The sequence below is a fragment of the Tritonibacter sp. SIMBA_163 genome, assembly GCF_046535935.1.
Taxonomy (GTDB): Bacteria; Pseudomonadota; Alphaproteobacteria; order Rhodobacterales; family Rhodobacteraceae; genus Epibacterium; species Epibacterium scottomollicae.
Genome location: NZ_JAWJBP010000796.1, coordinates 1 through 257 on the forward strand (window position 1 = coordinate 1; position 257 = coordinate 257).

At 39.3% G+C, this 257-nt stretch carries 1 protein-coding gene; it reads left to right on the plus strand.

Annotated features, from left to right (window positions below):
- Positions 1 to 257 (plus strand): hypothetical protein (locus R0J92_RS24515; RefSeq protein ID WP_411053601.1); only part of this gene is annotated, 257 nt, incomplete at both ends.

A 257-nucleotide genomic window follows, 5' to 3' on the forward strand; every position in this document is an offset into this window, starting at 1 on the left:
CCATTGTTCGTTCCCCTTGGGTCGAAGAAGCAATTACCGCTGTCGTCGTCATTAGCATCCTTGGCATTATTATCATCATTATTCTTGCCAATCACCGCTTGAAAAAAGAACTGATTAAACGTCGCCTTGTAGAAGAAAACCTAAAACAAAGTGATGCTCAATTCAAACAACTCATTCAAAATGTTCCGGCTGCTTTATTTCGTTATATTCTCCATCCTGATGGTTCAGACCAAATTGTTTACATGAGTCCAGTTTGT